Source organism: Pseudomonas sp. FSL R10-1350 (assembly GCF_009600525.1).
In the GTDB taxonomy this organism is placed as follows: Bacteria; Pseudomonadota; Gammaproteobacteria; order Pseudomonadales; family Pseudomonadaceae; genus Aquipseudomonas; species Aquipseudomonas helleri.
The window spans coordinates 1-669 of the sequence record NZ_WIVR01000170.1; the positions used below are offsets into that span (position 1 = coordinate 1).

Genomic DNA, 669 nt, shown 5'->3' on the forward strand with positions numbered 1-669 from the left:
CGCTCAACCCCGGCCAGGGCGCCTATGACCTGGACGCGATCAACAGCCCCCCACTCGGCGGTGTTCACCTTGCGGGCGATCTGGTTGAGGTTGTTCCCGATGCTCGCCAACTGGCGCAGCAACGCGGGATCAGCCGCCGGGGCCGCGCCGCGCAGGTCACGGACTAGATCGGTCTGACCGGGGCTGAGGCAGCTCTCCCGCATCCAGCGGGCCAGCTCCGTCCTGGTGCTGTGCATCTGGAGGGTGGCCAGTTCCTCGGGGGACACCCGCACCTTGATGATCTTTTCGCGCTTTGGCTCGGTCATGGCTTGGCTCTTAGTAGAGGCCCGCGACGTTGCGGACTTTAGTCTGCGGCGGCGGGGGCCGGCTGGGGGGTTTCGGGGGGCGGCACGCCCCCTGAACCAGGTCACAGAGGAACCGACCAAGCGAAGCGCCGGGAGGGCCCTCTGTGTATACTGGCTTAGAATCAAAAGCCGTGCAAGTGTCAGAAGGTTACAGAGGCTCTAGATCAGAGGTTGGTTGAGTTGGTGGCTAACGCGCTTTGCTTGTTGGGCGTTCACCATCACAGCGCCCTTCGGTCACTGCACTGGCGACCACCTGGACTTGTGAAGAGCGGGGGGATTTACATCTGGAGGGGCACAGCTGGAGCCCCCCTAACGGGGGCTATTA

At 64.0% G+C, this 669-nt stretch carries 1 protein-coding gene; it reads right to left on the reverse strand.

Annotated elements, in window-relative coordinates; translation table 11 throughout:
• The coding region (locus tag GHO25_RS25690; RefSeq protein ID WP_178110253.1) for a MobC family plasmid mobilization relaxosome protein at positions 1–305 on the reverse strand (305 nt) is incomplete at its 3' end.
• Positions 306–669 lie beyond the last annotated feature (364 nt).